A 2,773-nucleotide genomic window follows, 5' to 3' on the forward strand; every position below is an offset into this window, starting at 1 on the left:
GTGACGTATCCACAACGAATGTATTCAAAAAGGAGGAAATAAAGCTTTTCTGCCTTTCAAACGAACTTTAACAGACAGCAAAGGCTACGAAAAGAAAAGCTATAGAAGTTCGCAAAAAGATTGTGGACAATGTCCTTTACGAGAAAGTTGTTGTGGAAAAGTAACCAAGTTTAAAAAGTTGGAAGATAGCATTCACAAGCCTTTGTACGATAAAATGCATGAAAAACTCACCCAAAATAAAGCGTATCACCGCAGGTTAGTTAAACGTCGAAGTTCTACAGTAGAACCAGTTTTAGGAACGTTGATTAACTTCTTTAACCTAAAACGAATCAATAGCAGAGGAATGTCTAAAGCCAATAAACATGTACTAATGTCAAGTTTATCTTACAACTTGAAGAAATATCTACGCTTTACAGTCAAAAAATCAAGTGTTTTAGCCCAAGTTATTTATTTAAAACAAGGGAAGAACTACGCTTCTACAAAATCACTCCTTCACTCCTTAAAAAGAGAGTTTTTAAGCAAGCCTAATTTTACATTAATATATTTTTCTAAAAATAAACCTCGCTTAAAAAGGCTTAAACGAGGTCATATATTCTGTTTTTTACTGTAAATTGGAGTTGTGCAACAGTTACCGATGTTAGCGGAAGGTGATATTTTATTAGTTAAGAAATTTTTCAATTCTAATTCTAGGAGGGAAACCAGGTGATAAAATAAGAATTTCTTCTTTAGTCCTATCTGGTTTAGTAAATTTAATAACATCTTTTGTACTTGTTAGTTGTCCATTAAATTTTGGAGAAAGTAAAACACGTACAAAATCAAATTCTTGTATACAATTATTATATTTTTTCCATAGCGCATTACAATAATTCAAAAAAATTTCAGAGGCAACAAATTGATCTGCATATCCTTTAGGTTGATTAGATTTAAGTTCAAATAATACAATTTTATTAATTGATGGAATTATAACACAATAATCACAACCTTTATGAATAAATTCGACACCACTTCTCAAGTACGATGATTTTTTTTTGTAGCCAGCTTGGTCAACATCTAATTTTAAAATAAGACTATCTTCAGGTAATCCTCCAACAATAATTGATTGACCTGTTGTTTCTTCGACCAATTTGACTTCCTTTCTTATCTCATCGTATGACTTGATAACCTGTAAATCACAAAAAATACTTTCCATTATGATATAAAATAGTCTAAATCAGATGAAATTGTGAAAAGATTATTGATTTCCTCATCAAAAAATGGAATTTCTATTCCAGTATTTGAAATTTTTAATGAGTTCAATGATCCATTTATTCCTTGATATACTGATATTGAATTAAAATCTAAATTATCTTTTTCAGTATATCTTTTTTTATTTTTTACTAACCAATCTGCCTTTTCTTCAAAATCATTTTTTAAAAGTATAAGATTGTTTAATTCTTTAATTAAAAAATCACTGTGAGTTGTAATAAATACTTTAATACCAAGATTTACAATTGATGCAATTAGTTTAGCCATTAATCTTTGATTTTTTAAAGTGAAATGACTTTCTGGCTCATCTATTATTAGTAAATCACCAACCTTGGCAATATGCTTTAAATAAAAGAAAATATCAACAATGCATCTTGCAGATGAAGATGCTAAATACAATGGTATATCAAATTTATTATTTCGTTTATTTCTGGTATAAAATCTAATATCTTGTTTATTTTCTTTTTTAAATTCAGCTCCTAAGATTTCTTTAATAATTTCTAAAGGATACGAAATATCAACATTAGAAGAATTCTTTTTTATATTATCAATATTTCTCGTAAATGCAATGTGGTCACGAATAGGTGTTGCGTAATATGCACTCATATTCATAATCAATTCAAAAGGATGAATATTATCATCTTTATTTTCTAGATTTTGGAGGCTTTCAATCATTGAATTTCTTCTTTCATCTAGTTCTTTATAGAATAGAGAAATACCTAAACGTTCTGCAGTAATGATTGTTGGATCTGGAATAACATCATCAAAAACCATAAAACAAAATAAGTCTCCAATTATTTCTCTGACTAAATTTTTATCTAAATCGTTTTTATTTAGAGTTTTATAAATAATAGATAAAGTGTTGTCTTTGATACTTCCTTCAAATATTGTATTGTCACCAACTCTGATTTTATTTTCTTTATCTTTAAAAGTAAGAGGTTGTTCAACTTTAATTTTTAAACTAGCTTCATCGAAAATTTTCTCTTTATCGTTAAATAATTCTTTGATGCGACGTTTGAATTTGTCACTTTCTTTTTTTAGTGCAATCTCTGATAATTCAACAATTTGATTTTTATCAAGATTAATTTGACCATTTAAAATAATTTCTTGAGAGAGTTCTTTAAAACTAGTGTAATTAATAAAGTCACGCCAATACTTTAGAGCGCCATAAGTACTATAAGTTACATACGTTTTACCTGAATTGTTATCTCCAACTAGTATAGTTAAATCATTAAGTTGTAATTCACAACTTTCAATTTTGCCTAATTTTTTTATTGTAACTTTCATTTATAGTATATTTGAAACTATCGCAAATATAGTAATTTACTTATTCACTTTTTAGTAGTTGGTGGTTATTGTCACTTTCCGCTAACGGTTCGGGGCTTTGCGAAGTGGCGGAAAATCGAAGCGAGAAGTTTCGATTTAGACGGAACGTAGCAAAAGCCAATTTCTATTTGCTAATTTATGAAAAAAGCCAATAAAATTGGCTTTTGCGGATTAAAATGTACAAACTTTCAACTTAGCCGTT

3 protein-coding genes are annotated in these 2,773 nt (G+C 28.3%); 1 reads left to right on the forward strand and 2 read right to left on the reverse strand.

What is annotated here, in order from left to right; translation table 11 throughout:
* The first annotated feature begins 49 nt into the window (after nucleotides 1-49).
* Nucleotides 50-610 carry a transposase gene (locus N5D03_RS14705; RefSeq protein ID WP_260392507.1) on the forward strand — a complete coding sequence of 187 codons (561 nt, stop codon included), beginning with the start codon at nucleotides 50-52 and terminating at the stop codon, nucleotides 608-610.
* 48 nt (nucleotides 611-658) lie between these two features.
* Here the strand turns inward: N5D03_RS14705 and N5D03_RS14710 are convergent, their stop codons facing one another.
* Together N5D03_RS14710 and N5D03_RS14715 are read right to left on the reverse strand one after the other, a co-directional pair.
* Nucleotides 659-1,189: a hypothetical protein gene (locus tag N5D03_RS14710; RefSeq protein WP_114999200.1), complete on the reverse strand. Its 531-nt coding sequence runs from the start codon at nucleotides 1,187-1,189 to the stop codon at nucleotides 659-661.
* Nucleotides 1,189-2,532, reverse strand: a complete 1,344-nt coding sequence (locus N5D03_RS14715) for an AAA family ATPase (protein ID WP_114999199.1) — start codon at nucleotides 2,530-2,532, stop codon at nucleotides 1,189-1,191. The genes N5D03_RS14710 and N5D03_RS14715 overlap by 1 nt, the downstream gene beginning before the upstream one ends.
* Nucleotides 2,533-2,773 lie beyond the last annotated feature (241 nt).

It is taken from the genome of Empedobacter sp. GD03861 (assembly GCF_029840885.1).
In the GTDB taxonomy this organism is placed as follows: Bacteria; Bacteroidota; Bacteroidia; order Flavobacteriales; family Weeksellaceae; genus Empedobacter; species Empedobacter falsenii_B.

Coding starts and splice junctions, on each gene's coding strand:
- N5D03_RS14710 (WP_114999200.1), bottom strand. CDS start 1,189: ATGGAAAGTATTTTTTGTGATTTACAGGTTATCAAGTCATACGATGAG.
- N5D03_RS14715 (WP_114999199.1), bottom strand. CDS start 2,532: ATGAAAGTTACAATAAAAAAATTAGGCAAAATTGAAAGTTGTGAATTA.